General features: G+C 63.7%; 26 protein-coding genes. 5 read left to right on the forward strand and 21 right to left on the reverse strand.

Going from position 1 to position 24,493, the window contains the following annotated elements; translation table 11 throughout:
• Positions 1 to 5: 5 nt before the first annotated feature.
• Both flgC and flgB read right to left on the reverse strand, forming a co-directional pair.
• Positions 6 to 404, reverse strand: a complete 399-nt coding sequence (flgC, locus tag R2N11_RS19680) for a flagellar basal body rod protein FlgC (protein ID WP_199030121.1) — start codon at positions 402 to 404, stop codon at positions 6 to 8.
• On the reverse strand, positions 404 to 772 hold the full coding sequence (gene flgB / locus R2N11_RS19685) for a flagellar basal body rod protein FlgB (RefSeq protein ID WP_199030122.1): 369 nt from the start codon (positions 770 to 772) through the stop codon (positions 404 to 406). The genes flgC and flgB overlap by 1 nt, the downstream gene beginning before the upstream one ends.
• A gap of 266 nt (positions 773 to 1,038) precedes the next feature.
• Between flgB and flgA the strand changes: the two genes are divergently transcribed.
• Entirely contained in the window at positions 1,039 to 1,761 is a 723-nt protein-coding gene (flgA, locus tag R2N11_RS19690; protein ID WP_316682098.1) for a flagellar basal body P-ring formation chaperone FlgA, read from the forward strand.
• Between the two features lie 22 nt (positions 1,762 to 1,783).
• Here flgA and flgJ read toward each other — a convergent pair whose 3' ends face one another.
• The 19 genes from flgJ to R2N11_RS19785 all read right to left on the reverse strand — a co-directional run bounded on the left by flgJ (position 1,784) and on the right by R2N11_RS19785 (position 16,781).
• Positions 1,784 to 2,584 carry a flagellar assembly peptidoglycan hydrolase FlgJ gene (flgJ, locus tag R2N11_RS19695; protein ID WP_233176872.1) on the reverse strand — a complete coding sequence of 267 codons (801 nt, stop codon included), beginning with the start codon at positions 2,582 to 2,584 and terminating at the stop codon, positions 1,784 to 1,786.
• Positions 2,565 to 2,960, reverse strand: coding sequence for a flagellar protein FlgN (locus R2N11_RS19700; protein WP_316682099.1), 396 nt, complete (start codon positions 2,958 to 2,960; stop codon positions 2,565 to 2,567). The genes flgJ and R2N11_RS19700 overlap by 20 nt, the downstream gene beginning before the upstream one ends.
• Positions 2,961 to 2,986: 26 nt before the next feature.
• Positions 2,987 to 3,274, reverse strand: coding sequence for a flagellar biosynthesis anti-sigma factor FlgM (gene flgM, locus R2N11_RS19705; RefSeq protein WP_316682100.1), 288 nt, complete (start codon positions 3,272 to 3,274; stop codon positions 2,987 to 2,989).
• Positions 3,275 to 3,327: 53 nt separating this feature from the next.
• A complete protein-coding gene (locus tag R2N11_RS19710; protein WP_316682101.1) occupies positions 3,328 to 4,374 on the reverse strand; it encodes a flagellar motor protein MotB in 1,047 nt (348 codons plus the stop codon).
• A complete protein-coding gene (gene motA, locus R2N11_RS19715) occupies positions 4,371 to 5,243 on the reverse strand; it encodes a flagellar motor stator protein MotA (protein ID WP_199030126.1) in 873 nt (290 codons plus the stop codon). Before motA ends, R2N11_RS19710 begins: the two co-directional genes overlap by 4 nt.
• 48 nt (positions 5,244 to 5,291) lie before the next feature.
• Entirely contained in the window at positions 5,292 to 6,002 is a 711-nt protein-coding gene (locus R2N11_RS19720) for a FliA/WhiG family RNA polymerase sigma factor (RefSeq protein ID WP_316682102.1), read from the reverse strand.
• 14 nt (positions 6,003 to 6,016) lie between these two features.
• Positions 6,017 to 6,487 (reverse strand): flagellar basal body-associated FliL family protein, encoded by a 471-nt coding sequence (locus R2N11_RS19725; protein WP_199032511.1) that lies wholly within the window; start codon positions 6,485 to 6,487, stop codon positions 6,017 to 6,019.
• Complete coding sequence (locus R2N11_RS19730; RefSeq protein WP_316682103.1) at positions 6,484 to 7,623, reverse strand: flagellar hook-length control protein FliK; 1,140 nt, start codon at positions 7,621 to 7,623, stop codon at positions 6,484 to 6,486. The genes R2N11_RS19725 and R2N11_RS19730 overlap by 4 nt, the downstream gene beginning before the upstream one ends.
• Positions 7,620 to 7,922, reverse strand: coding sequence for a hypothetical protein (locus tag R2N11_RS19735; RefSeq protein ID WP_199032513.1), 303 nt, complete (start codon positions 7,920 to 7,922; stop codon positions 7,620 to 7,622). Before R2N11_RS19735 ends, R2N11_RS19730 begins: the two co-directional genes overlap by 4 nt.
• A gap of 7 nt (positions 7,923 to 7,929) precedes the next feature.
• A complete protein-coding gene (fliS, locus tag R2N11_RS19740; protein ID WP_199032514.1) occupies positions 7,930 to 8,319 on the reverse strand; it encodes a flagellar export chaperone FliS in 390 nt (129 codons plus the stop codon).
• Positions 8,316 to 9,680: a flagellar filament capping protein FliD gene (gene fliD, locus R2N11_RS19745; RefSeq protein ID WP_316682104.1), complete on the reverse strand. Its 1,365-nt coding sequence runs from the start codon at positions 9,678 to 9,680 to the stop codon at positions 8,316 to 8,318. Before fliD ends, fliS begins: the two co-directional genes overlap by 4 nt.
• Positions 9,681 to 9,699: 19 nt before the next feature.
• Positions 9,700 to 10,164: a flagellar FliJ family protein gene (locus tag R2N11_RS19750; RefSeq protein ID WP_199032516.1), complete on the reverse strand. Its 465-nt coding sequence runs from the start codon at positions 10,162 to 10,164 to the stop codon at positions 9,700 to 9,702.
• The gene (locus R2N11_RS19755; protein ID WP_199032517.1) at positions 10,161 to 11,468 is read right to left on the reverse strand and encodes a FliI/YscN family ATPase; all 1,308 of its coding nucleotides are present in this window, start codon (positions 11,466 to 11,468) and stop codon (positions 10,161 to 10,163) included. The genes R2N11_RS19750 and R2N11_RS19755 overlap by 4 nt, the downstream gene beginning before the upstream one ends.
• Positions 11,465 to 12,172: a FliH/SctL family protein gene (locus tag R2N11_RS19760; protein ID WP_316682105.1), complete on the reverse strand. Its 708-nt coding sequence runs from the start codon at positions 12,170 to 12,172 to the stop codon at positions 11,465 to 11,467. Before R2N11_RS19760 ends, R2N11_RS19755 begins: the two co-directional genes overlap by 4 nt.
• Complete coding sequence (locus R2N11_RS19765; protein WP_199032523.1) at positions 12,169 to 13,209, reverse strand: FliG C-terminal domain-containing protein; 1,041 nt, start codon at positions 13,207 to 13,209, stop codon at positions 12,169 to 12,171. The genes R2N11_RS19760 and R2N11_RS19765 overlap by 4 nt, the downstream gene beginning before the upstream one ends.
• A gap of 4 nt (positions 13,210 to 13,213) precedes the next feature.
• A complete protein-coding gene (gene fliF / locus R2N11_RS19770; protein ID WP_316682106.1) occupies positions 13,214 to 14,857 on the reverse strand; it encodes a flagellar basal-body MS-ring/collar protein FliF in 1,644 nt (547 codons plus the stop codon).
• A gap of 13 nt (positions 14,858 to 14,870) precedes the next feature.
• A complete protein-coding gene (gene fliE / locus R2N11_RS19775) occupies positions 14,871 to 15,182 on the reverse strand; it encodes a flagellar hook-basal body complex protein FliE (protein ID WP_233177122.1) in 312 nt (103 codons plus the stop codon).
• Positions 15,183 to 15,406: 224 nt separating this feature from the next.
• Positions 15,407 to 15,739 (reverse strand): hypothetical protein, encoded by a 333-nt coding sequence (locus R2N11_RS19780; RefSeq protein ID WP_199032520.1) that lies wholly within the window; start codon positions 15,737 to 15,739, stop codon positions 15,407 to 15,409.
• Between the two features lie 97 nt (positions 15,740 to 15,836).
• The gene (locus R2N11_RS19785; protein ID WP_316682107.1) at positions 15,837 to 16,781 is read right to left on the reverse strand and encodes a LysR family transcriptional regulator; all 945 of its coding nucleotides are present in this window, start codon (positions 16,779 to 16,781) and stop codon (positions 15,837 to 15,839) included.
• A 321-nt stretch (positions 16,782 to 17,102) separates the two neighbouring features.
• On the opposite strand from R2N11_RS19785, the gene R2N11_RS19790 reads away from it, so the two are divergent.
• The 4 genes from R2N11_RS19790 to R2N11_RS19805 all read left to right on the forward strand — a co-directional run bounded on the left by R2N11_RS19790 (position 17,103) and on the right by R2N11_RS19805 (position 24,451).
• Positions 17,103 to 18,221 carry an alpha/beta hydrolase gene (locus tag R2N11_RS19790; protein WP_316682108.1) on the forward strand — a complete coding sequence of 373 codons (1,119 nt, stop codon included), beginning with the start codon at positions 17,103 to 17,105 and terminating at the stop codon, positions 18,219 to 18,221.
• A 132-nt stretch (positions 18,222 to 18,353) separates the two neighbouring features.
• Entirely contained in the window at positions 18,354 to 19,652 is a 1,299-nt protein-coding gene (locus R2N11_RS19795) for an efflux RND transporter periplasmic adaptor subunit (protein ID WP_199032966.1), read from the forward strand.
• Between the two features lie 40 nt (positions 19,653 to 19,692).
• Positions 19,693 to 22,902 (forward strand): efflux RND transporter permease subunit, encoded by a 3,210-nt coding sequence (locus R2N11_RS19800; protein ID WP_199032965.1) that lies wholly within the window; start codon positions 19,693 to 19,695, stop codon positions 22,900 to 22,902.
• A 13-nt stretch (positions 22,903 to 22,915) separates the two neighbouring features.
• Positions 22,916 to 24,451 (forward strand): efflux transporter outer membrane subunit, encoded by a 1,536-nt coding sequence (locus tag R2N11_RS19805; RefSeq protein ID WP_316682109.1) that lies wholly within the window; start codon positions 22,916 to 22,918, stop codon positions 24,449 to 24,451.
• The last annotated feature ends 42 nt before the right edge of the window (positions 24,452 to 24,493 follow it).

The raw sequence follows: 24,493 nt of genomic DNA on the forward strand, positions 1-24,493 counted from the left end.
CCTGGTCAGCCCTCGCCCATGCGCAGCAAGTCTTGCTGCATGCCCTTGAGGCGCGTGAGCACCTCGGCGTTGGTGGAGAAAGCGCGCGACGCGGCCATCATGTCGGTCATTTCCTCGACCGGGCTGACGTTCGAGTAGTACACCATGCCGTTTTCATCGGCCAGCGGGTGCCCAGGCTCGTGCCGCGTCGTGAGCGCGTCGTCGGTGGAAATGACATCGAGCACCTGCACGCGCGCACCACCGTTCTCAAATACCGATGCGAACACCGGCTTGCGGGCGCGGTACGCAGTGTCTTCCGTACCGGACGTGCCTGCGTTGGCGAGGTTGCTTGCGATCGTATTGAGCCGCACGGTCTGCGCGGTCATCGCCGAACCGGCGATCTGTGAAATGTCTTTGAAGCTCATCAGATATTCCCGGTGATCGCGGCCTTCAGGCCTTTGATCTTCATGTTGACGAAGGTCAGGCTCGCCTGGAAATCGGCCGTGTTCTGCGAGAACGCGGCTTGCTCGACGCCGAGCTCCACCGTGTTGCCGTCTTGCGAGGGCCGGCTCGGCACGCGGTACTTCGGGTCGCTACCGCCGAACTGCAACGCGGCCTCGAACCCATCGTTGGCGAGTGCCTGGTCCAGACTCGCGCGGAAATCGAGATCGCGCGCCTGATAACCGGGCGTCGACTCGTTGGCGAGGTTGGATGCGAGGAGCTTCGTGCGTTCCGCGCGCACTTTCAATGCCGCGGGGTGGACGCCGAGCGCGTTTTCCAAATTCAGTCCCATCTTGGCTGCTTGCCTCCGGAAGAAGCCGCACAGCGCTGGCGCTGGCGGCGGATTGGTCATCGGACAGACAGGAGGTTATGCGGATCGAAAATGCGCGGCGAAGAAGTTGTACAGACGTTGAACGGGGAATTGAGACGGGGGCAAACGAACCGTTTTGCATGGGACGGCGTGAGCACATCTTTCCTATAATCGGGCCACGTTCACAAACGGAAGCCCACATGCCCGTACCCTGTGTTTTGCGACAGATCGCACGAATGGCGACGGTAATGGCCCCAACAGCGGCCACGATGGTGGCTGTGTTCGCGCTATCGAGCCTGGCGGGGGCGGCGTCTGCACAGGCGCTGCCACTTGCTGGCGATCCAGCCGCCGCGCAGGTTGAGCAGGCGGCGCAGGAATGGATCGGGCGCTACGTTGAAGAACATCGGCTTACCGACGCAGACACCTCGGTGACGGTGGTGCCGCCGCGCCGGGCTGCCCCTGCGTGCGGCGAGGCTTACAACGTATCCCCTGCCGACACGAAGGTGCTCACACGAATGCGCTTTTCGGTGCGCTGCCCGGGCACGTCACGCGCGAGCGTTTATGTGGTGCATGCCCACATTAAGACGCCGGTAGTCGTCACAGCGTCCGCGCTGCTGGCCAATCAACCGCTCACGGCGGATGATGTGGCACTTGAAGTACGTGATCTGGCACTCACCCCCGATGCGCTGCTCGACCCAGCTGCCGTTGTCGGGCGAGCACCTCGGCGCGCGTTGAAAGCCGGCCAAGTCGTTCAGGCACGCATATTGAAAGGGGTGGTGGTGGTCCGCCGGGGGCAGGCAGTGCAGATCGTGGCGAATGCCGGCCCGATCGAAGTGACAAGCGCGGGCACCGCCATGCAGGACGGCGCCATCGATGACGTGATCCGCGTGAAGAACGTGAGCACGAGCAAGGTCATCACGGCGCGCATCACCGGCGCCGGCATCGTTGAGCCGGTCGGCACGGCAAAGTAGGGATTGCCCAGGAACGCTGCCGTTATCGGAAGAGCTTCCTCACCTGCTCCACAACCTGCACGAGCTTGTTCTCATAGGCCGGATCGGTTGCATAGCCGCCCCGTTTGAGCGCGCGTGCGAACTGGCGTGCGTCACTGCCCGCGTCGAGCGCATCGGCATAGCGCGGTGAATTTTTCAGCAGCGCCGCGTAATCGCGAAACGCGCCTGCGTACGTTGGATACGCGCGGAAATGCTCCACCACCTTGGTTGCAACGCCACCCAAGTATTCCGTGGTGGTGGACGCCGCCGATGCGCCCTTCCAGTTGCCCGTTGCCTTGATGCCGAACAGGTTGTGCGTGGTCTCGCCGCGCGCATTCGTCAGCGGCTTGGCCCCCCAACCTGATTCCAGCGCAGCGTGTGCGGCGATCAGCTCCGGCGCAGCGCCGAGCGTTTCACCCGCGCGCCGGGCGTGCGGCATGATCTTTGCCAAGAAAGCCTGTCGATCCGGGTCGACCGGCCCGGCCGTGGTCACGAATGCGGCAGACGTCAGCGCCTTGCCGTTGGTGGTGCGCTCGGCCTTTGCCGCCTCGTTGCGCATGCGCATGGCTTCGTGCCACTGCACGGCCTGCGACGACAGTTGCGAAGTACTCGTCCGCTCAAAGCCGTTGCGAATCGAACCGTTGATATCGCGGCTCAGTGAGGTGTACAACGACCCAAAGCTCGCGGCCGACGCACGCGAACGTGCGCCGGCAGCAAGCGAAGCCTGAGCGACTGACGGCGCCGGCGCAGCCGATGGCGTGGAAGGCGTTGACCGCAGCGCTATGTCACGCAGGGACATAGACATGGCGCTCTCCGTGCATGAGGCGTTGCATCGCTTCGTACTGTGCGGCTAGCAGCGCGCCATTGCGCGCTCCCAGCGCCTTGCAGCGGGCCGTCAGGGCATTCAGTTCATTGCAGCGCGCAATGAAGGACTTCCGCTGTGCCGTGTGCCGCTCCCCTGCCAACGCGCGTTCACCGAATGCTTGGACCGCGCCGGGCGCATTGCCCAGCAGTTCAACGCGATGACGACGACGTGCATCGATCGAATCTGCCTCAGCAGCAATCGTTTTGGCGAGCTGGCCAAGCAGCGCGGCGTCGAGCCGCAGCGCCGCGGCAAACTGGTCATCCAGCAGTTGCGCGAGCTTTCGGTAACCGACGCCATCAGCAACGATGTCGGCCACGAGTTGGCGAGGATTGCCTTTTACCGTCATTCATGTCCTCCGTGGTATCTCTGAATCACACCTGCGAGCTTTGCCGCATCGAAGCGGATCTCACCGGCCTGCAATGCCGCGCGGATCTCCGCAACGCGTGCGGCATCCACCTCCGGCGTGCGGTCGAGTGCGGCACGCGCCGCCTCGATCGCTTCCCGGTCGCGGGTCCTATCGGCGGCACCGATGGTCGGAACAGGCGCTTCCGTACGTTTCACCGCGTCGGCGCGCGAGGTGCTGTCCGGTTCATTGATTGCGGGCAGGCCCGCCGCATTTGCGATTCGCATGATTTCACCTTACGGCCACTCGGCCTTTAAAGATTCAATAGACACCTGAACCCTCAAGACGACCGATTTTCCGCACCCATTAAATTCTGTTCGTGTTCTCGCGCGGCTTCGATCCGCACGCCAATCTGTGCGGCCTCCGGATCCCCTCCCGATGCCGCGTTAACGCCCTCGACGAGGGGCACGACTTGCCCCGGCAGCCCAAACATCGCCTTGATCGCGTGAGCGCGTTGCGGCGTGAGCACCAGGAATTCGATCCGGCGGTTGGTCGCCGCACGGGGGTTGTCCACCAACGGTGCGCGATCGGCCATGCCGACCACCTGCAGCACTTGCGATGAAGTCATGCCCCCTTCAATCAGACCGCGCCGGGCCGCCATGGCGCGGTCTGTGGACAAATGCCAGTTCGACCGCGTGCTGAACCCCCGGCCCCGATATGGCACCGAATCGGTATGGCCAATCACCAGCAGCGGGTTACCGACCGCACCCATGAGTGCGCCCAGCTTAGTGAGCATCGGCCGGAACAGCGCTGATGGCGTTGCTCCACCGCTCACGAACACACCTTGTTCGTCGGTATCGTGCAGCATCACACGCAAGCCGAGCGGCGTAATGATCGCTTGCAGGTTGTCGCGCAGGCCAATGTCTTCGCCCACCTGGCGAACACGTTCTGCCAGCGCACGCAATGCTGCTTCCGTTTCGGCAGGCATCGTTGCAGGTGCTGCAGTGTCCGCGCTGTATGCGTCCTGGCCGCGCGGTGCCAACTCCTCCCGGGGAGTGACAGAAGGCGGCGCCGCGGGTGTGCCATCCAGCACACCAGAACTGCCCTCATAGGCAACACTGTCTGCCATCTCAATAAGCTTGAGGCTGGTCTCTTCCTCATTGCGTGCGCCCAGCACCCACAGCAACAGAAACAGACACATCAGCGCAAGACAGAAATCGGCAAACGCGACTTTCCAGGTACCGCCATGGTCATCATCGTGACCGCGCTTGGCCGCGCGCTTGATGATCAAGTCACCATGCTCCGCGCCCCGGCGCCCGCGTTTCGGTAGCGCCGTGTCCGTCTTCGCGCCAGCCTCGGTCAATGTCAGGTCAGGGTTCGAGCTCACGCGCGGACTCCGTCGAGGCTGCCGATCCAGCCCTCAAGCTGCAAGAAGCTCGGCTTGTCCGTCAGTTGCATAACGCGGCGCCCGGAATCGATAGCGAGCAACGCGGGCTTGCCGGCAGCAAACGCAATCAGCACAACCTTCACGCATTCGAGGTCGGACATCTCTGCCTTGACGACCTGCTTGATCAGGTTCGAGAGTGGGTCAAGCACGCCATAGCAGAAGAAAATGCCGATGAAGGTTCCGATCATCGCCGCGCCCACTTTTTCGGCAAGCTCACCGGCGCTGGCGCCTTCGTTGATGCTGTTCATTGCCATCACAATGCCAAGCACGGCCGCGACAATCCCGAACCCCGGCATCGCATCCGAAATCTTCTTCATGGAGCGCGACGGCTGTTCAAGATCTTCATGGATGGCAAGCAGTTCGTGCTCCATCACACTTTCAAGCTCGTGCGCGCTGATTTTTCCCATCGCCATCAGACGGAAGTTGTCGACGATGAAGGCCAGCAGCGGCGGGTCCTGAAGCACAAGCGGATAACGCTGGAACAGTGGGCTGTCTGCCGGTGCCTCGACGTGGCTGTCGAGCGCCTTCAGGTCGCGGCCCAGGTTGAGCAGCTCATACATCAGCAGCAGAAGCTGACGCTGAAATTCTTTGTTCGTTGCGCGCTTGCGGATCGTGACGACCTTGCGCAGCTGCGCCCCCATCTCAACCAGCACGTGACGGGGGTTGCCGAGCACCATTGCACCCGCCGCCGCACCAACAATGATCAGCAGCTCGACCGGCTGCCACAGCTTGTCGAAGTTGCCGCCCATGAACATGAAGCCGCCAAACACGCAGGCCATCACGACCAGAATGCCAAATATCTGTTGCATGATCTTTTCCTGTGTTGCCGCCGCGCGGTCACGACGGCGAGCGCCCTATCAATGCTGTCCAAGATGCTCTCGCATCTTCATCAGCGCCTTCTTGCTGATCTGGCACACACGTGCCGATGTCAGTCCGAGCACCGCACCGATCTCGGCCAGGCTCAGGTCAAACTCGTAGTACAGCTGAATCACGGTCTGCTCGCGCTCATCGAGCAGGCCCAATGCCTTCTCCAGAGACTGCCGCACCACGATCTGACGTTCAATGCCGTCGTCGGCGCCATGTACAGCACCGTCTTCCAGCATCGCGTCAAAGCTGACGAATTCCTGCGCGTTATCGTCGAGCAGGATTTGATCGAATGCATCGCCATCCACGCCCAGCGCTTCGCACAGCTCATCGCGAGTCGGATCACGACCCAGCTTGCGGCGCAGCGTGCGCTCCGCACTCCGCATGCGGTGTGCGCTCTGGCGTGTCGCGCGCGGGCGCCAATCCTGGCGGCGAAGCTCATCAAGAATTGCCCCACGCACGCGCACCAGCGCAAAGTGCTGAAATTCGTCGTCCGGCTCGCCATAGCGGCGCAGAGCTTCAAGCAGGCCCATCAGGCCCAACTGCTCAAGATCGTCCAGATCCATGCCGCCCGTTGCATGCGAGCTGAGCTTGCGCACCGTGCGCTTGACCAGTGGTGCGTAGTGGGCCATCCAGCGGGCCTCAGATGCAGGAGTCAGTGCCTGCGCTGCGCACTGGATGCTCTGGTATTCGGTGTGGGTCATCGCGCTCATCTGCTTCAGTCCATCATGGCCTTCGTTACCAGCACCTGCTCGAACGGCATGCGATTGGTCCGGCCATATGCAGCCGCGTATTCCTTGTCCAGAGCGGCCTCAAAGTCGTCCGGATGCATGCGCACCACTTCGTCCGGCGTGTGCTCGGCAAACGCGCGGAATGCCGTTGCGCGCAGGATCGGCAGTTGCTCGCGCACAGCCTTTTCCTGTTTTGCGTTAGCGGCAACAAACACCAGATCCATCACGAGATGGCGCGGGCGGGCACCAGGGCCATCATTGCGTAGCATCACGACCAGCTTCTCTAGCGACACATAACGCGCCTCGTCAGAGATTGCATTGCGCGCGGGCGCAGGAACCACCGGCGCGGCAGAAGCTGCGCTCGCTCCATTCATGCGGCTCATCGTGAATGCCGTGGCACCCGCTGTTGCCAGCACCACCGCGACCGCGATTGCGGCAATCATCAAGTTCTTCTTCATGTCGATTCCTTCTGCATGCGCGCCACATCGCGCGACGCTTGTTCAAATGCACCATCGCCGCCCGCCGATGCGAGCCCACGACCCGGCGCATGCTCCTGTCCGTGGTCGCGTGCATGGCGTTCGCGCCCGCCGGATGCATCCTGTTCTGCTTGGCCATGCCGGCTCGCCGACACCTGCACGGTCACGTCGGCGCCATTCCGCGCGCCGAGATCCTGGCGCAGGCTCTCGCCAATTGCCTGCAACTGACGGACAACCTCCTGATTGGTGGCCGACAGATGAACAGCCATGCCATGTGCTTCTTGCCGCAGCTCGATCCGCACCGATCCACTCATGTAGGGATCGAGCCGGATGACAGCGTGCCGCATGCCTTGGTGCGTTTGCACGCTCAGGCGCTCACCAAGCGCGTCAAGCAACTTCTGCTGCGCCTGTGTGGGCTCCGTGTTGCGAGCGACTTGCTGCGCCGGGTCCGCCGCCGATTCAGCCACCACCACGCCCAAGCGCAGGGAGCCTTCTGGCACCACCATCGTGGTGGCTGACGGGAACGGCACATCGTTTGTAAGGCGCGAAGTCGTGGCGGGCGATGCTCCAACCTGTGTCAATGCATCAACTCCCGCACCGCGCACACGCTCCGCTGGTGCAGCACTCAACTGGCGTTCGGCGGTAACGCGCTCTGCTACCTGCGTTCCCACACGGCCAGGCATGGCGGCTTCAACCGCAACGTGCTGTGCAAGCGCAACGCTCGGCGTGGCTGCCTGCGGCATGCGCAGTGCAACACCCAACTCCCCCGCACGCTGAGCTACGTCACCACTCTGTGCAGCTTCGGTTTCGCCGCGCGCTTCCAGCGCCTGCATCAAGTGCGACGGCACATGCGTGCCATCCTGCAAGGCCGGGGGCACGCTAACCGGCGCATCGGCTTCCACCACTTGCGCCAGCATCTGCGCGACCAACGCATCCAGCGAAGCGAATTCCGCTGTCCCCACATCGGCGGCAAGTTCGTCTGCAGGAACACCGTCAAAGGCAGCCATCTTCATATCGCCCAGTGTGAAACCCACGTTCGATGGCACCGGGGCAGTTGCTTGCCTCGTGTGCATCGCGGCGAGCGAGATGTCGCCGACGGCCAGCATCCCGAGCATCATCGCCCGCTCCGTTGCACGGCCGCGTAAGCTTCCCAACCCGCACGGTGCGTCCGGAGCCCGCCCATTGTCTCGATCAGCCGCTTGGATTCCGACGTGATCAGCGCAATAGCGGCCTGATGTGCCACCTTCAGCAACGCAAGCGATTCACGCTCGGATTTGCTCATGGCAATGTCACGCCCCATGGCGGCGGCGACGTCATGCACTTCGCGGTTCAGGCGTTCGATGGCATCAATATCGCGCTTCAAGGTCGCTTGACGCATACGCGACGCAAGCCTCAACAGATAGTCGGTCTGGTCCATGTCGTAGTTATCCAAATCGTTGGTCGACGCCTTCCCACGCTTGCCGCACCGTGCGGATCAGCTCGGAAACCTCATCGATCGTTGCCGGATCCAGCGCGATTCCCGCCTCGTTCAGCCGCCAAGAGCAGTATTCGTACAGCCGGGCAAGGTTCACCACCACGTCGCCGCCCGTATCAAAATCCAGCGCACTTGTCAGGCCATGCAGCATGCCGATGCACTTGTTCAGGCTGTGTCCCTTCGCCTCAAAGCGCTTGGCCTCAATGTGCGCACGCGCACGTGCCATCTCGTCAAGCAGACCGTCCATCAGCACGATCACGAGCCGCACGGGCGAGGCGCTCGCCACCTGCCCCGCGAGGTTCGCAGTCTGGTAGTCACCGTAGCCGTGTTGTGTCGTCATTTCTTTCCTCCGCCAATCTCGGGCAGGCTCTCGAGTAGACTCATCGTGAATTCCATCCGGCTCTGCAGCTCAGAGACTCGCGTGAACTGCGCCAAGTACCGGTTGTAGACCTGACTGTATTTCGCATCGAGCGAAAGCTCTTTCTTGTTCAATGATTTCTCAACGACCTCGCTGGAGTCCTGACGGCGCTTGAGATGGCCATCCACAGACGACGTCCAGGTCTTCAGGTAGTCGTCCATACGCTTTGCGATGCCGGTGTCACCGTCAGCAAACAGTGCGTCCAGACCTTTCGGGTTCTTTGCCAGCCCTGCCTCAAGCTTTTCCGTATCGAGCGACAGCTTGCCGTTGCGGTCTGCCGAGATGCCAAAATCCATCAGCCGCGCGTCGCCCACTGCGCCGCGCAAAAGGTCGTTCATGCGCTGCTGCAGGCCTCGCACGCCAGCGTCACCCACAAACGGCCCGGCCTCTGCGGGGTTGTCTGGGTTCGTCTTGGTCAGTTCGGCCAGCACGTTCATGACCTCGTTGTAGGCATCCACAAACGCCTGCACCGCCTCGGTCGTGCCGCTCTTGTCGAGCTCAACTTCCAGACGCAGTGGCGCATCACCGGGCACCATCGCTTGGGTAAAGGTGACAGAAACGCCTTCAATGCCGGTAAACGTGTTTGACGCCTGCTTGATCTCCTCGCCACTTTCACCGCCGAGCCGGAAGACGGCATCGCTGGCGGCGGCAAGCTCCTGCGGTCGCCCACTCAGCACAGCGGCAAGTGCGGGATCGTCGACGCCGCTCGTATCGAGCGTGATACCCCCAGCCTCACCCGTCTGGCCCGACGTAAGCACGAGCCTCTGCTCGCCGTTGATCGTGACGATCGACGCCGCGACCTTGCCGGCGTTGTCAGGTGACTGATTGATCGCACGCGCAAGCTCGGCGGGCGACACATTGCCGCTCGCATCGGCTTTGGCACCCGACAAGTCCACATCGAATGACGTGCCGTCATCCAATGCCACCTTCAGCGTGCCGGCGTCTTCGGCCTTGTAGGGCGGCACGCCCTGGTACGCAATCTGATGTGCGGAGGCAAGTCGTTCGACAAAGAACGAGTAGCTGCCGGGTTGTGCGCTTGCGCCCACCGTTGCGCTGCCCAGTGAGGGATTCGACAGCGTTGCCTTTTGCTTCACGATGCTGCTGGCCCCAGACAGGCTGAGCAGCGACGTCTGGAATGAACTCAGTGCATTGCGCAGCTTGCCCAAGGCGTCTTGCTGAGCTGCGTTGGTCGCCTTCTGGCTTTTCAGGCGCAGCAGCGCATTCTGCATATAGAGATCGGTGAACGCTTGCGCGTTGGTCGCGGGGTCTCCGATGTTGAACATGGCACTCCTCGTAGGTTGATCAGGATGGGGCGGAAGTGGCGCTCCCCTGTGCCAGCCGCTGACGCAGCCAAGCCTGGGAAGCCTGTTGGTCTTCACGTTTGCGCTCATTCGAGCGATGCACAGCGTCGAGCATGGCGATCTTCTTGCGCCGTACGACGTCAATACGTTCGTGATGCAACCGCGCTGCGCACAGCTCCCCACGCAGCGATGCAAGCGCAGCATCATGGTGTGCAAGCTCGCGCTCGTGCTGGTGGATCATGTCTGCCAACGCTGCGCGGTAGCGCGCACCATTCATGGCGTGCGCCGGATGCGCTGGTGCATTGGTGTCGGTGTTCTGCAGCAACGTTGCCATCTGTGCGAGGTGACGGCGGTAGCGCGCGCCTTCCGCATCTCGCGCGGCGACGTCTGCGCCGATCCGGTCAACCTCGCGCGCGCGCAGCGCGGCAAGCCGGGAAAGCCCGGCGACAGTACGCTCTGTATTCATACGACCAACTCCGCGAGTGTGTTAAGCGTTGCCTCACGCGACGACGATTCGTCTTGCGCCTGACACAGGAATGCCAGGATGGATTCGTGCATGGCGACCGCGTGGTCGGTCGCAGGGTCTGCGCCCTCGACATAGCCGCCCAGGGGGATCAGGTCGCGCACGCTGGCGTGGCGGGCCATCATGTCGCGCACCTTGCGTGCTGCGGCTTGCTGCTCGCGCGGTGCTACGAGTGACATGCAGCGGCTGACCGAGCGCAGCACGTCAATGGCGGGGTAATGCCCCTGCGATGCCAGATCGCGCGAGAGCATGATGTGACCGTCGAGGATCGCGCGGGCGGTGTCGACCACGGGGTCCTGCTCGTCATCGCCTTCGGCCAGCACGGTGTAGATGGCGCTCATACTGCCTTCGCCCTCACCGTTACCTGCGCTCTCTACCAGGCGCGGCAGCAGGCCGAACACCGATGGTGGATAGCCGCGCGTGGCGGGCGGCTCGCCCAATGCCAGCGCGAGTTCACGCTGCGCCATGGCGTAGCGCGTGAGCGAATCAACCAGCAGCAGGACGTTGTTGCCTGCGTCTCGAAAATGCGCGGCGATGGCGTGGCAGAGTTCAGTCGCCATCAGGCGCATCAGCGGGGATTCGTCTGCCGGCGCCACCACGACGATGGCCTTGGACAAACCCTCCGGCCCCAGCGCGTGTTCAACAAACTCACCCACCTCACGGCCGCGCTCGCCAATCAGGCCAACCACGACGACATCTGCCGCCGCCTGGCGCGTAATCATCCCAAGCAACACACTCTTGCCGACGCCGCTGCCCGCAAACAGGCCGACGCGCTGCCCACGGCCAAGTGTCAACATGCCGTCGATGGCGCGCACGCCAACATCCAGCGTGCCGGCAACGGGCCGTTTGCGTAGCGGGTTGATGCGAGGAGGCTCCAGGTTGAGCGAGGCCTCGCCCGTCAGCGGGCCGCGTCCGTCAATCGGTTCACCCAGGCCGTCGATGATGCGGCCACGCCAGGCCGGACCGATGGCAAGCGAACGCCCGCCGTCCTCAGCAAAGACGCGTGCGCCCGCGGCCAGGCCCTCAGCGGGCCGGAACGGCATCAGGTACGACACCCCCTGCCGAAAGCCGACCACCCGCGCGTCCAACCACGAGCCGGTCGTGGTTTCGATGCGCGCGTGCTGGCCAGTTTCAAACGCATAACCAGTGGCCTCCAGCAGCAAGCCGGAAACGGCAGACAACCGCCCCACCGGACGGGCGACGGGAACGTCAGCCAGGTTGACATGCCCGAGTGCGGTGTGACTCATGCGTGGTCTCCGGTTTGGTCCGCGGCAGGTGCTGCCTCGGCGGCATCGGCCAGCGCGAGCTGCGCGCTGACCCGTTCAATGCAGGCAGCCAGCCGTTGGCCGCAGCCCGCATCCATCTCCACATCGCCAGCCTTGACCCGGCACTCGCCGGGGGCAAGACGTTCGTCGGGCACGAGGTGCCAACCCTGCACGCGCTGCGGCGCGGCTGCGGAAATGCGCGCGTAGTCGTCCGGGTTGAGTCGCACTTCCGCCGACTCCGGCGCCTTGGGCAGCGTATCGAGTGCCTCGTCCACGAAGGCGAGAATCTGTTCGGGGCGTGCATCGAGCTCCGCGCGGATGACCTGGCGAGCAACGTCACCCACCAGTGTCGCCACCTCTGCGCGCACAGCGGCGCGATACGCCTGCTGCGCGCCGGCAAAGCCGGCGGCCAGTGCGTCGACGGGCGCTGCTAGCGCTTCGAAGCGCGCACGGGTGTCCTGTTGCGCGCGCTCGGCGCCTGTCTTTTTTCCGGCGGCAAAACCGTCGGCGTGTCCGGCGTCGTAGCCGGCCTGACGGGCCTCATCGAGCAGCGCCTCGGCCAATGGCTCATGCAGCGGTGCCGCCAGCAAGGCGACGTCGTCCGGTTGCGCCAGCGGGTCGATCCGCCCGTGTGCCGCGCGCACTTGCGCCAGCGGCGGGAATGCGTAGCGGCGATATGCCCTCATCGGATCACGTCCTCCGCGACGAGCTGCAGTTCAATATCGCCTTCGTCGGCCAGTTCCTTGACCTGCGCCATGATTTCGCGGCGTGCGGCCTCAACACGGCTGGCCGGCGCCGGGCCGGTACGACGCAGCATCTCTTCGAACGCCTGCACCGAGCGGCGCGGCATGGCGCGCATGAGCGCCTCACGCACTGCCGGATCGCTGCCCTTGAGCGCAACGCCCCACAGCTCCATGTCCACTTGTTCGAGGATGACGGCGATGGCTTCGTCGCTCTGCTGCCCAATCAGCGAGAAGTCGTAGATGCGGTCTTCCACCAGCGAGAAGAGCTCCGGATCGCGTGCACGTAGCAGTTCCACGAGTCGTGCGCGGTCGCCCGGCATGCGGTTGATGATCTCCGCCGCCTGACGCACGCCCTCCACCGCTGTGCTCTGCGTGCCGAGGTTGGCGATACAGCCATCGACCACGGCTTCGAGGTCGCGCAGCAGGTCATGGTCAATCTCTTTCAGGCGTGCGATATCCAGCAGCACCTGTTCGCGCTGCGCGTCCGGCAGCGCATCAATCACGGCGCTGGCCTGCTCAGGCGGCAGGAAGGCCAGGAACATCGCCTGCATACGTACGTGTTCATCGCGCAGGCGATCTGCCAGCCATTGCGGCTGCGCCCACTGCAGGCGGGCCATCTTCGGGCCGATCACATCGCCGTAGATCTTGTTGAGCACGCTGTTGGCCACCACGCCACCCAGCGCCAGATCCAGCGAGCGCTGCAGGAACGAGCGCGACGCGCCACGCACGCTGCTCTGCGCACGAAAGTCCGCAAAGAAACGTTCGATGGTCATTTGCACGGCGTCCACCTTCACGCCCTGCATGCGCGACATCACCATCGTGACACCCAGCAGTTCTTCACGTGACAGACAGCGCAGCACGCCGGCGGCGGCTTCCTCGCCCATGCTCAGCAAGATGATGGCTGCGCGCTCCACTGTGCTCAGGTTCGGTGCGGTGGGCGCCTCATGTGATGCGGGCAAGCTGCTGCCGGCGGCCACCATCGCGTTATTGGTCGTGGTCATGGTCTCGAATCCAAGGTTTGATGACTTCAGCAACACGGTCAGGGTCCTGGCCGGCCAGGTGCTTCAGGTGTTCGATCAGTACGTCGACATCGGAGCCAACCGGCGGCAGGTTGGCGTCGGCCAACAGCAGCGGCTGCGTGTCGTGCGGCAAGGCAGCGGCGTCTGCGGTGCCCGGCGCATCGAGTGCAGCCGGTGCAACGGCGGCCTGCGTGGCGTCCTGTTGCGGATCGCGGCCACCATTGGCCCAGGTGCGCAGCACCTTGAGTAGCGGGCGCAACACGAAGAAGAAGGCGAACAGCGAACCCAATACCCAGGCACCCCACGTGCCCATCGTCACGATGTTGTCGGGCTGCTTCCACCACGGCAGCGGTGTGTCGACCGGCGTACTGCGAAAATCGAGCGACGACACGACCAGCGCATCCTCACGGCCCTTGTCGATGCCGAGCCCGTTACGCAGGATCTGATCGACATGCGCGAGCTGTTCAGGCGACCACGTTTTTGCGCCACCCGGCGCGGCCGCGTTGTTCAACACAACGGCCACGTTGAGCTTCTTGACACGAGCCGGCGCACGCTTGATCTGCACAACATTGCGGTCGTACGCGTACTGACGGGTCTGTGCGTTCTTGGCCGAATGCGGGGCTTCGGGAGCGCTTGCCGCCGTCGGTGGCGCCGGACGGTTCGACAGCGAGCCCGGCACGCCAAGCGCGGCCTGACCGATGTCCTTCTCGTCGCGAATCGCTTCTTGCGTCACCTTTGGGGCTTCGCCGTACTGCTCGTGGGTTTCTTCCACGCGGTCGTGATCCACCTCCACCGCAACACTGGCGCGGAAGTTGCCGTCGCCCAGCGTCGATGCCAACAGCTCGCGGATATTGCGCAGCGTGTCTTCACGCACACGTGCGCCGATTTCGTTGTCCGCTGCGGTGTTGCCCAACGTGGTATCGATCTGCGCAGACAGATGACGGCCCGCCTGATCGACGACTGTCACACCCGCCGGGTCCAGGTTGGCCACGCTACCCGCCACCATCGCCACGATGGCCGCAATCTGCTCCTTCGAGAGCTGGCGCCCCTGCTTGAGCGTCAGCACCACTGACGCCGAACTCTTATCACCATCGGAAAGAATGAACGACGTCGATTTGGCGATCGACAGATGCACGCGCGCCGCAGACACCGGGTCGAGTGACATGATGCTCTGCGTGAGTTCGCCTTCCAGGCCGCGGCGGAAGCGCACGTCCTGCACGAACTGGCTCACGCCCAGCGGGTCGTTCTTATCTACCTGTTCGAGCCCTTCGGGCAGCTTGGCGACCACACCCTTGGCGGCCAGCAGCATGCGCACCGCACCAAGCTTCTGTTCGGGCACGAGCACCTGACCGCTATTGGGGTGAATGCGATACGGGATGTTCTCGGCGTCGAGCGTGGCCATCATGTCGGACGCGCTAATCGATTCCTGCGCGCCAAACAGCGGCTTGTACTGGGCATCGCGGTGGTGCATCACCATCATGGCCAGCGCCGTCAGGCAGATCGCAAGTACGACGATCGGGAGCACTTTGGCAAGTGCGGCGGAAGACGGCAGGCGAAAGCCACCGTCGGGCGCGAAACGCGCAGTGAGGGTCTTGAGCTGATCTAGCACCGTCGCGACCCCGTCAGATCTGCATCTTGATGATGTCGTCAAACGCGCTCATCAGCTTGTTGCGCGTCTGAACCATCATCGAGAACGACAGACTGGCTTGCTGGCTCGACAGCATCGCGCCGACGAGGTCGTCGCTGGCGCCCGTCTCCACGGCAGTCACGAGATCGTTGGCCTGGTGCTGCTGGTTGTCGGTGTTCAGCACCGCCTGCTTGAGCAGATCGGCAAAGCCGGCACCGCCCCCGGCGGTTGGCTCGTCGGCGCCGGCGATGTTAGCGCGCGTCGTCCGGATCGAGTCGAGCATGGCGCTCGCGAGGTCGATGGTCATGACGGTCCCCATGTCGGATTGGATATGGGACCGGATTTTGTGACGCCTTTTGACTTCGAACGAGAATGTTCAATGGAACATTGATGCCGCCGGCAGATGGGCCAGATCGGCATGCCAGCGCCGGATACGCCTTCAAGGAAAGTGCGCTGAGCGCAATAAAAAACGGCGTGACTTCAACAAGTCACGCCGCAAACAGGGAGGAGGAGAAAAACGGCAGGGACTGCTTAAACGCGCGAGGCGGCGCCATCCTTCGGATAGCTCGCATCACCATTCCACGACAAGTAGCCGTAGGTGTCAGCCTGGCGGTCGGCACCTTGGCTGTAGGGGTCGAAGCGGTCGCCGGCGCGCGACAGATAGCCATACGTATCGGCTTGGCGATCAGCGCCTTGCGTGTACGGATCGAACCGGCCAGCCTGCGTGGCAGCCGGTGCATCAAAGTTGGGCTGCTCCGCAGCGGCTGCCGGTTGGGCCGACAGCAGGGTTGCGGACGCCGACAGCGCAGCCACCAGGGCCAATGCAGCGCGGCGGGAAAAGAGGGAGGAGAGACGGGAGTTCATGATCGTTTCCTTGTTCGGTTGCGCTCGTTGTTGCGCTTGGAACCCAGAATAGATCGTTGCTCCCGACTGATAAATGCACCTTCCAGAAAAAGACTGTTCAAGCGGCGCTAACAATCTGCAACCGTGGACTTTCCTTGAGCTGCAGGCACGGATGGTCGGCAAACAGCGTGGCAACCCAGTCCACAAACACGCGCACCTTGGGCGACAGATGACGGTTGTGCGGATAGATGACCGACACCGGCAACGACTCCGAGACGTAGTCCGGCAGCACTTCCACCAGCGCGCCAGACATCAGGTGCTCGTACACCAGAAAGCGCGCTGTCTGCATCAGGCCCAGGCCGTGCAACCCGCATGCCACAGCGGATTCCGCGTCGTTGACTGACACCATGCCGCGCACCTTGTGAATCTGCTTCTGGCCATCGATGACAAAATCCCAATCCATGCGGCGCCCGTTGCGCGGCGAGAAGTAGTTCACCGCCGTGTGATCCTGCAGATCCTCCAGCGTGGTGGGCGTGCCATGCCGCGCGAGGTACTCCGGCGAGGCGCAGTTCACCATCGACAATTGGCCGACCCGGCGCGCCACCAGGCTGGAATCCTGCAACTCGCCCACACGCACGGCGCAATCCACGCCTTCCTGCACGAGGTCGACGGTGCGGTCGCTCATGCCGATCTCGAGCTGAAGATCGGGGTACGCGTCGTGAAAATCACGGATACGCGGCACCAGCAACCGTTTGCCAATCGAGCCGGGCACGTCGATGCGCAACGTGCCGCGCGCCCCCGATGCGCTCTGCGAGAACGCAGCTTCAGTTTCTTCCAGGTCTCCGAGCAGCCGCACGCAGCGCTCGTAATAAGCCGCACCATCGGCAGTGACATTCACGCGGCGCGTGGTCCGGTGGAGCAGACGCACGCCGAGATGCGCCTCAAGGCTTTGCACCAGGTTCGTCACCGTGGCACGAGGTAATTGAAGGCTGTCGGCAGCCTTGGTGAAACTGCTGGCTTCCACAACGCGCGTGAAAACCTGCATGGCCTGCAATCGATCCATCTGCGGCTCCTGAAGGTCGGACTCCACGGGGCGGGCGCACTGCCGGAATCAGAACGGCAATGCGCTGGGCTGGACCTGTGGAATCTGAAAGGGGTGCACCCGGTTGGCTCGATCGATAAACATTGCTGCGCGCAGGGATTTTGCAGCGCAATAAGATCGGCCTCGAGCAATGCCACTTTGTAGCACAACCATGGATTTTGATTGTTCGGCTGTGACTAATAGTGATGTCCGATTATAGGCATTTATCCGCGATCGTCTAATCACCATCATTCAGCCCATCGACATCCGGGTTATCCATAAAGGTAAGCCCCGCCTGACATCATGGGTTCTTCTCCACCGCGTCTGATTGTTTCGGATCGCTCGCTCGCCACCTCACCGGCTTCGGTCGATGTTCACGCGAAGCAATCGCTCTGCGCCAACGGCGCCACAAATGTTGCAGGCAATCACCATTTGCGCAGTGCAACATGCACGTTGCCTGAGCAACGAGCGTTGACCGAAAAACCCGCCACAGTGGATGTGCTGTCACGCGAGGTGCGGGCGGAGGATTATTGGACGCAGGGTTACGCCAACCGTATCCGGCTACGCGTGTTTCACCCCGAATTTCACCCTGACGAAGCTGCGCCGCTGCGCCAACCGGCCGTGCTCTACCTGCATGGCGGTGGCTTCGTGAATGGCTCGATTGACGATGCGGACGCCCCGGCGCGCCACTTGGCGACCACGCTGCCCGCGGTGGTGGTAACGGTCGGCTATTCGCTGGCACCGGCGGCGCCCTTCCCTGCCGCGCCCGAAGACGTATACGCCGCGCTGTGCTGCATGGCTGAGCATGCCGCTGCGTGGGGCATCGATCGCCGCCGCATGGCCGTGGCCGGGCACGATGCGGGCGGCAACCTGTCGGCCGCGTTGACGATGATCGCGCGTGACCGCGGTGGCCCCAACCTGCGTGCGCAGGTGCTGATCGCCCCCATGCTGGACCCGACCATGGCCCGCGTGCGCCCGGACCACCTCGCCAACGCTGACGCCAACGGTAAAAACGCGGCCGAAGTCTGCGCGGATTGCTATCGCCAGTACCTGCCCCGCCCGACCGAACGTGTGCACCCGTATGCTGCGCCGGTGGAGTCGCGCCGGCTGCAGGGTCTGCCGCCGGCCCTGTTGCTGACTGCCCCGCAAGACTTGCTGCGCACGGAAGCCGAGCGCTACGCCGGTGCCCTCATCGAAGCAGGCGTGGTCACGCAGGTCGTGCGCGTGAACGAGGCGTGTCATGACTCGATCGCCATGAGTGCGGTCGCGCAAGACGAGATGACGTGTTTCCTGCGCTGGCACCTTGGCATGACGCGTCAGGCTGCGGTGCGCGCCAAGCGCCGCGTACGTGCGGACGGCAAGAACAGCACAGACCGCACCCCGCCTGACCCGACCGGCCCGACCAGCAACAGGCCTGGCTGAACCCACAACAACAAGAAATGGAGTGCAAGGCCGCGCGCGTGTTTCTACGCTGCGGCCCGTTGTGCTCCAAGTGCTTTCCCGAGCCATTCAGAGTCACTTCTCTTTGCTTACCCAACGAAATCGAGAGACATCATGAGCCTGTCCAAACGCACCATCGCCATTTCGGTCGCCGCTGTCCTCGGTGTTGCAGCCGTGGGCACCTACGGTCTTGTTTCCAGTGCCGGCGCATCGCAGCAGCCGGCCGCACCTGCCGCCACGCCAGTGGATGTGGCACCCGTCGTCGCGCGCAACGTGGCGGAGTGGGATGAGTTTTCCGGCCGCATCGAAGCCGTTGAACGCGTCGAAGTCCGCCCGCTGGTAAGCGGCACCGTCACGGCGGTCCACTTCAAGGACGGCAGCATCGTCAAGAAGGGCGACCCGCTGTTCACCATCGACCCACGCCCGTACGCAGCGGAGGTGGCGCGCACGCAAGCCGCGTTGACCGCCGCCAAGTCGCGCGTGGCCTACACCACGTCGGAACTCGATCGTGCGCAAAAGCTGGTGGCCGACAACGCCATCGCCCGCCGCGAGTTCGAAGAGAAGGAAAACGCGGCACGTGAGGCGCAAGCCAACCAATTGGGCGCGGCAGCCGCACTGGATGCTGCCAAGCTGAATCTGGAGTACACGCGCATCGTGGCGCCGGTCTCGGGCCGCGTGTCGCGCGCGGAAATCACCGTCGGCAACATCGTTGCAGCCGGGCCCAGCGCGCCAGTGCTGACGACGCTGGTGTCCGTCTCGCCGATGTACGTGGCGTTTGATGCTGACGAGCAGAGCTACCTGCGCTATTCGGCCAAGGCGGCCCAGGGCGCGAAGACGCCGGTCTATATCGGCCTGGCCAATGAAGACGGCTACACGCGCGAAGGCGCTATCCAGTCTGTCGACAACCGGCTGGATGTGCGCTCGGGAACGATCCGCGTGCGCGCCACGCTGGACAACGCCGACGGCCGCCTCACGCCGGGCCTGTACGCCCGCGTGCGCATGAGCACCGGCGCGCCGCACGACGCCATCCTCATCAGCGACAAGGCCATCGGTACGGACCAGGACAAGAAGTTCGTGCTGGTGGTGGATGCCGCCAACAAGACCAGCTACCGCGCTGTCACAGTGGGTGCGTCCATTGATGGCTTGCGCGTGGTGAAGACCGGGCTGAAGGCGGGGGATCGGATCGTCGTCAACGGTATCCAGCGCGTGCGCCCGGGCGACGCCGTGGCACCCAACGTCGTGACCATGGATAGCCTGGTCACCAAGCGTGTGGTGCTGCCAGGTGCGCAACCCGAAGCGCCTGCCGAAGCCAAAGCCGATACCCCCGCAGCACCTGCCGCCAAGGCTGAAGCCAAGGCCGCGAATGCAAAGACCGCAGCCACCGCGCAACGCCTGCCTGCTGACCGCGCCTGATTGCGTCTGAACCTCATCGCACACATACCGAACTTCGGCCATGAACTTCTCTAAATTCTTCGTGGACCGCCCGATCTTTGCGGGCGTGCTCTCCACGCTGATCCTGTTGATCGGGATCATCTCGATCTGGCGATTGCCGATCTCGGAATACCCCGAGGTCGTGCCGCCTTCGGTGGTGGTGCGCGCGCAGTTTCCGGGCGCCAACCCGAAGGTGATTGCCGAAACCGTGGCCTCGCCGCTCGAAGAGCAGATCAACGGCGTCGAGAACATGCTGTACATGCAGTCGCAAGCCAACAGCGACGGCAACATGACGACGACCGTCACCTTCAAGCTGGGCACGGACCCAGACAAGGCACAGCAGCTCGTGCAGAACCGCGTGTCGCAAGCGCTGCCGCGCCTGCCCGACGTGGTGCAGCGCCTGGGCGTGACCACCATCAAGAGCAGCCCCGACCTGACGATGGTGGTCCACTTGCTCTCGCCCAATGACCGCTACGACATGACGTACCTGCGCAACTACGCGGTGCTCAACGTCAAGGACCGCCTTGCACGTATCAGCGGCGTGGGCCAGGTGCAACTGTTCGGCTCGGGTGACTACTCGATGCGCGTGTGGCTCGACCCGAACAAGGTGGCGGAGCGTGGCCTCACGGCCAACGAAGTCGTGCGCGCCATCCGTGACCAGAACGTGCAGGTGGCTGCCGGCGTGATCGGCGGCTCGCCCTCGGTGCCGGGCACGGACCTGCAACTGTCCGTCAACGCACAGGGCCGCCTGAAGACCGAGCAGGAATTCGGCGACATCATCCTCAAGAGCTCGCCCAACGGCGCCGTGACGTATCTGCGTGACGTGGCCCGCATCGAGCTGGCCGCGTCGGAATACGGCCTGCGCTCGCTGCTGGACAACAAGCAGGCTGTGGCCATTCCGATCTTCCAGGCGCCGGGTTCCAACGCGCTGCAGATTTCGGATGACGTGCGCAAGACGATGGAGGAACTGAAGCAGGACTTTCCTGAAGGCGTCGACTACCGCATCGTTTATGACCCGACGCAGTTCGTCCGATCGAGTATCGAAGCCGTCACGCACACGCTGCTGGAAGCGGTGGCGCTTGTTGTGCTCGTGGTGATCCTGTTCCTGCAGACGTGGCGTGCGTCGATCATTCCGCTGCTGGCCGTGCCGGTGTCCATCATCGGTACGTTTGGCCTGATGCTGATGTTCGGCTTCTCGATCAATGCGCTATCCCTCTTCGGCCTGGTGCTGGCGATCGGGATTGTGGTGGACGATGCCATCGTGGTGGTGGAAAACGTCGAGCGGAACATCGCCGAAGGGTTATCACCACGCGAGGCCACGTACAAGGCCATGCGTGAAGTGAGCGGCCCGATCATCGCCATTGCCCTGACGCTGATTGCCGTGTTCGTGCCGCTGGCCTTCATGACGGGCCTGACAGGTCAGTTCTACAAGCAGTTTGCGCTGACGATTGCGATCTCGACCGTGATCTCGGCGTTCAACTCGCTCACGCTGTCGCCGGCATTGGCTGCGCTGCTGCTCAAGGGCCATGACGCGCCGAAGGATTGGCTGGCGCGTGCGATGGACAAGGGGCTGGGCTGGATCTTCCGCCCGTTCAACCGTGTGTTTGGTGCCGCGTCGGAGTCGTACGGCCGTAGCACCTCGCGCGTGATCGGCCGCAAGGCCGTGATGCTCGGCATCTACCTGGCGCTGATCGGCTTGACTGCCGTGCTGTTCAACAAGGTACCGGGCGGCTTCGTGCCGATGCAGGACAAGCAGTACCTGGTGAGCTTCGCACAACTGCCGGACGGCGCCTCGCTGGACCGCACGGAAGACGTAATCCGCCGCATGTCGGACATCGCCCTGAAGCACCCTGGCGTGGAAAGCGCCGTGGCCTTCCCGGGCCTGTCGATCAACGGCTTCACCAACAGCCCGAGCGCCGGCATTGTGTTTGTCACGCTCAAGCCATTTGACCAGCGCAAGAGCGCCGATCTGTCGGGCGGTGCGATTGCGGGCCAGTTGAACCAGCAGTACGGCGCCATCAAGGACGCGTTTATCGCGGTATTCCCGCCGCCACCGGTGCAGGGTCTCGGCACGGTGGGTGGCTTCAAGCTGCAGCTGGAAGATCGTGGCTCGGTCGGCTACGAGCAGCTCTTTGCCGCCACGCAGGCCTTCATGGCGAAGGCCCGTAAGACACCGGAACTCGGCCCGTCGTTCTCGAGCTACCAGATCAACGTGCCGCAGTTGAATGCCGACCTGGACCGCGTGAAGGCCAAACAGCTTGGCGTGCCCGTGACGGACGTATTCGACACCATGCAGGTCTACCTGGGCTCGCTGTATGTGAACGACTTCAACCGCTTCGGCCGCACGTATCAGGTGAAGGTGCAGGCAGACGCGCCGTTCCGCGCCCATGCTGAAGACATCCTGCAGCTGAAGACGCGCAATGCTGCTGGCGACATGGTGCCGCTGTCTTCTCTGCTGCGCGTGTCGCAAGGCTTCGGCCCGGACATGGTGGTGCGCTATAACGGCTACACCGCTGCCGATATCAACGGTGGTCCGGCGCCGGGCTTCTCCTCGGGCCAGGCACAGGCGGCTGTGGAGCGCATTGCGCACGAAACGCTGCCCAAGGGCGTGCGCTTCGAGTGGACGGACCTGACGTATCAGCAGATCCTGGCTGGCAACTCCGCCGTGTGGATCTTCCCGATCTGCGTGCTGCTGGTGTTCCTGGTGCTGGCGGCGCAGTACGAAAGCCTGACACTGCCGCTGGCCGTGATCCTGATCGTGCCGATGAGCCTGTTTGCCGCCATGCTGGGCGTGTGGCTCTCGCATGGAGACAACAACATCTTCACGCAGATCGGCTTGGTGGTGCTGGTGGGGCTAGCGTGCAAGAACGCGATCCTGATCGTGGAGTTTGCGCGCGAGCTTGAGCTGCAAGGACGCTCCATCGTGGAAGCCGCCATCGAGGCTTGCCGCCTGCGTCTGCGCCCCATCCTGATGACGTCGATCGCTTTCATCATGGGTGTGGTGCCCCTGGTGGTGTCGACCGGCGCCGGTGCGGAAATGCGTCATGCCATGGGCGTGGCCGTGTTCGCGGGGATGCTGGGGGTGACGCTGTTCGGCCTGTTCCTCACGCCGGTGTTCTATGTGCTGCTACGCACGCTGGCAACACGCCGCGCCCAGCGCTCGGAAGACGCACCGGATCGCGATCTGGACCTGGATGGCAACGCCATGCCGCTGCCGTCGGGTCAACACTAATCAAGACATCGCTATGAACGCGTTTAAACAACACACAGGTCAGGCCACGCGGCTTGGCCGCTGGACCCCGCTGGCACTGGCTGCCGCGCTGTTCCTCGCGGCCTGCTCGCTGGCGCCGACCTACGAGAAGCCGGACGTAGGCACACCCACGGCTTTCAAGGAAGCGTCAGCAACCGCAGATGCCTCGCTGGCCGCCGGCGAACAAGGCAAGTGGAAGACCGCCGAGCCCTCCCTGCCCGCCGACGGCGCGTGGTGGAAGATCTTCAACGATCCGACGCTCGACAAGCTCGAAGCACAGGCGGCCGAGGCCAGCCCCACGCTGGCCGCCGCCGCCGCACGCGTGAACCAGGCGCGCGCCTTTGTGCAGGCCAATCGTGCATCGCTGTTCCCAGAACTGGATGCGGGCTTTGGCCCGACGCGCCAGCGGGCTTCCGCAGCATCAGCGGGCTTGCCCGTGGGCGCACCCGTGCAGCCGCAAACGTACTGGCGTGCACAGGCCACCGTGGCGTATGAGGTCGACCTGTTCGGCCGCGTACGCAACAACATCGATGCAGCCGGCGCCGACGCCGAGCGGGTGGAAGCGCTGTACCGCGCGGCCCGCCTGTCACTGCAGGCCGACGTGGCGCAAACGTACTTCAGCCTGCGCACGCTTGATGCGGAAGAAGCCCTACTGGCCCGCACGCTGGTCGGCCGCGAAGAAGCACTCAAGCTCGTGCAGCGCCGCTTCAAGACCGGTGACATTGGCGAGCTAGACGTCGCCCGCGCCGATGCCGAGTTGGCCACCGCGCGCTCCGATCGCATTGGCGTGCAGCGTCGTCGCGCGGTCCTGGAGCACGCACTGGCAACGCTGCTGGGCAAGGCACCCGCCGATTTCTCGATGGGAGCCGACCCGCTACAGGCCGCCAACGTGCGCGTGCCGGCAGGCCTGCCCTCTGCCCTGCTGGAGCGTCGCCCTGACGTGGCCGCAGCCGAGCGCTCGATGGCTGCCGCCAACGCGCGCATCGGGGTGGCGCGTGCGGCGTTCTTCCCGCAACTGCAACTTACGGGCGGCTTCGGCTACGAGTCGCACGACATCGGTGACCTGCTCAAGTGGGGCAGCCGCACGTGGATTCTCGGGCCGCTGGTCGGCACCGCACTGTCGCTGCCGATCTTTGACGGTGGTGCACGCAGCGCCGGTGTGAAGCAGGCGCGTGCAGCGTACGAAGAGAACGTCGCCAACTACCGTGAAAGCGTGCTCGTCGCTTTCCGCGAGGTGGAAGACAACCTTTCTGACCTGCGCCTGCTGGCCGATCAATCCAAAGCCCAGGACGATGCCGTGCGCGCTTCCACGCGCGCTGCGCAACTCTCGCGCACGCGCTACAACGCGGGCTCGGTCAACTATCTGGATGTGATTGATGCGGAGCGCAACATGCTGTCTGCTGAGCGCGTCGGCGTGCAACTCGCCGGCAGCCGTGTGAATGCCACGGTGGGGCTGATCAAGGCGCTGGGTGGTGGCTGGGGTGATTTGCCGACAGAACAGGCGAAGCCGGCAACGGTGGCGCAGCAGTAAAGACGCTCTTCTCTCTCTGGAAAGCGAGACTCTGCGCGGCTT

Source organism: Ralstonia flaminis, from assembly GCF_958415495.1.
GTDB classification, from domain to species: Bacteria; Pseudomonadota; Gammaproteobacteria; order Burkholderiales; family Burkholderiaceae; genus Ralstonia; species Ralstonia flaminis.

What these genes read in the sequence shown, in the direction of transcription:
- flgC (WP_199030121.1), bottom strand. Translation starts at nt 404, where the DNA reads ATGAGCTTCAAAGACATTTCACAGATCGCCGGTTCGGCGATGACCGCG.
- flgB (WP_199030122.1), bottom strand. Translation starts at nt 772, where the DNA reads ATGGGACTGAATTTGGAAAACGCGCTCGGCGTCCACCCCGCGGCATTG.
- flgA (WP_316682098.1), top strand. Translation starts at nt 1,039, where the DNA reads ATGGCCCCAACAGCGGCCACGATGGTGGCTGTGTTCGCGCTATCGAGC.
- flgJ (WP_233176872.1), bottom strand. Translation starts at nt 2,584, where the DNA reads ATGTCTATGTCCCTGCGTGACATAGCGCTGCGGTCAACGCCTTCCACG.
- flgM (WP_316682100.1), bottom strand. Translation starts at nt 3,274, where the DNA reads ATGCGAATCGCAAATGCGGCGGGCCTGCCCGCAATCAATGAACCGGAC.
- motA (WP_199030126.1), bottom strand. Translation starts at nt 5,243, where the DNA reads ATGCAACAGATATTTGGCATTCTGGTCGTGATGGCCTGCGTGTTTGGC.
- R2N11_RS19720 (WP_316682102.1), bottom strand. Translation starts at nt 6,002, where the DNA reads ATGACCCACACCGAATACCAGAGCATCCAGTGCGCAGCGCAGGCACTG.
- R2N11_RS19725 (WP_199032511.1), bottom strand. Translation starts at nt 6,487, where the DNA reads ATGAAGAAGAACTTGATGATTGCCGCAATCGCGGTCGCGGTGGTGCTG.
- R2N11_RS19730 (WP_316682103.1), bottom strand. Translation starts at nt 7,623, where the DNA reads ATGATGCTCGGGATGCTGGCCGTCGGCGACATCTCGCTCGCCGCGATG.
- R2N11_RS19735 (WP_199032513.1), bottom strand. Translation starts at nt 7,922, where the DNA reads ATGGACCAGACCGACTATCTGTTGAGGCTTGCGTCGCGTATGCGTCAA.
- fliS (WP_199032514.1), bottom strand. Translation starts at nt 8,319, where the DNA reads ATGACGACACAACACGGCTACGGTGACTACCAGACTGCGAACCTCGCG.
- fliD (WP_316682104.1), bottom strand. Translation starts at nt 9,680, where the DNA reads ATGTTCAACATCGGAGACCCCGCGACCAACGCGCAAGCGTTCACCGAT.
- R2N11_RS19750 (WP_199032516.1), bottom strand. Translation starts at nt 10,164, where the DNA reads ATGAATACAGAGCGTACTGTCGCCGGGCTTTCCCGGCTTGCCGCGCTG.
- R2N11_RS19755 (WP_199032517.1), bottom strand. Translation starts at nt 11,468, where the DNA reads ATGAGTCACACCGCACTCGGGCATGTCAACCTGGCTGACGTTCCCGTC.
- R2N11_RS19760 (WP_316682105.1), bottom strand. Translation starts at nt 12,172, where the DNA reads ATGAGGGCATATCGCCGCTACGCATTCCCGCCGCTGGCGCAAGTGCGC.
- R2N11_RS19765 (WP_199032523.1), bottom strand. Translation starts at nt 13,209, where the DNA reads ATGGTGGCCGCCGGCAGCAGCTTGCCCGCATCACATGAGGCGCCCACC.
- fliE (WP_233177122.1), bottom strand. Translation starts at nt 15,182, where the DNA reads ATGACCATCGACCTCGCGAGCGCCATGCTCGACTCGATCCGGACGACG.
- R2N11_RS19780 (WP_199032520.1), bottom strand. Translation starts at nt 15,739, where the DNA reads ATGAACTCCCGTCTCTCCTCCCTCTTTTCCCGCCGCGCTGCATTGGCC.
- R2N11_RS19785 (WP_316682107.1), bottom strand. Translation starts at nt 16,781, where the DNA reads ATGGATCGATTGCAGGCCATGCAGGTTTTCACGCGCGTTGTGGAAGCC.
- R2N11_RS19790 (WP_316682108.1), top strand. Translation starts at nt 17,103, where the DNA reads ATGGGTTCTTCTCCACCGCGTCTGATTGTTTCGGATCGCTCGCTCGCC.
- R2N11_RS19795 (WP_199032966.1), top strand. Translation starts at nt 18,354, where the DNA reads ATGAGCCTGTCCAAACGCACCATCGCCATTTCGGTCGCCGCTGTCCTC.
- R2N11_RS19800 (WP_199032965.1), top strand. Translation starts at nt 19,693, where the DNA reads ATGAACTTCTCTAAATTCTTCGTGGACCGCCCGATCTTTGCGGGCGTG.
- R2N11_RS19805 (WP_316682109.1), top strand. Translation starts at nt 22,916, where the DNA reads ATGAACGCGTTTAAACAACACACAGGTCAGGCCACGCGGCTTGGCCGC.